The following is a 1,254-nucleotide window of genomic DNA, read 5'->3' on the forward strand; positions in this document are numbered from 1 at the left end:
GGGCATGCCCAACGCGATCGCGGTGATGGCGGTGGCCGACCGGGGGGCGATGTACGACCCGTCCGCCGTCTTCTACATGGACAAGATCGCCACGGGACCGGCCGCCGCCGACGTCGTCGACATCACCGCACCGGTGGCGGACAACATCCGCAAGGTGGCGAAGGCCAAGAGCAGCTCGGTGGGCGACGTGACCGTCTGCATCCTGGACCGGCCGCGGCACGAGACCCTGGTCCGGGAGGTCCGCGAGGCCGGCGCCCGGATCAAGTTCATCACCGACGGCGACGTCGCCGGGGCGATCGCCGCCGCTCAGGAGGGCACCGGTGTCGACCTGCTGATGGGCATCGGCGGCACGCCGGAGGGGATCATCACCGCCTGCGCCCTGAAGTGCATGGGCGGCGCGCTGCAGGGCCGGCTGTGGCCCAAGGACGACGCGGAACGGCAGCGCGCCCTGGACGCCGGCCACGATCTGGACAGGGTGCTCGTGATCGACGACCTGGTGCGCGGCGACGTCTTCTTCGTCGCCACCGGCATCACCGACGGCGAGCTGCTGCGCGGGGTGCGGTACCGCGCCGGCGGGGCGACCACGCAGTCGCTGGTCATGCGCTCGCGCTCGGGCACGATCCGCTCGATCGAGAGCCTGCACTCGCTGGAAAAGCTCAACCAGTACTCGGCCGTCCCCTTCGGCGACGACGAGGCCTGAACCGTCGGCCCGCGCCGCCCGGCTCAGCCGGCGGGCGGCGGGGCCGAGCGGCGCTCGGCCAGCCGGTCCAGGACGGCCCGCCAGCGGCTGGGCGACTCCCCCGGCGCCAGGCTGCGGAGCTTCAGGTCGCCGAAGACCGTCCAGCCCCGGACGACGACCCGCGGGGTGCCCGGGAGCCGCGGCACCGGCGCCAGCTGGGTCTTGCGGTCACCGAAGACCGTCCAGCCCTCGATCTCGGCGGCGACGCCCTCGCTGACGATCACCTCGACGTCACCGAAGACCGTGCCCAGCTGGAGCGCCACCACCTCGTCGGAGGTGCGCAGGCCGCGGAGGTCGATGCGGACGTCGCCGAAGACGGTGCTGGCCCGCTCCGGCACGCTGGTGGTCGCGGTCAGCTTCACGTCGCCGAAGACGGTGGCGATCGTGCCCGTCGTCCGCTCCCCCACGATCTCCCCGAACGCCGGGACGGCCGACGTCGGCCCGGGCAGGTCGGCGAGCAGCTCGTCGAGGTCGGCCGTCGTCACCGCGGCGTAGGCGACGTCGGCCCGCTGGGT

General features: G+C 73.5%; 2 protein-coding genes. One reads left to right on the forward strand and one right to left on the reverse strand.

Translation table 11 applies throughout. From position 1 onward, the window contains the following. The coding region (locus G5C62_RS27120; protein WP_164703428.1) for a fructose-bisphosphatase class II family protein at positions 1 to 700 on the forward strand (700 nt) is incomplete at its 5' end. Positions 701 to 723: 23 nt separating this feature from the next. On the opposite strand, the gene G5C62_RS27125 is transcribed toward G5C62_RS27120, so the two are convergent. After that, positions 724 to 1,254, reverse strand: a 531-nt coding sequence (locus G5C62_RS27125) for a hypothetical protein (RefSeq protein WP_164703429.1), incomplete at its 5' end; no start/stop codon positions are given.

The organism is Modestobacter sp. KNN46-3 (assembly GCF_011039295.1).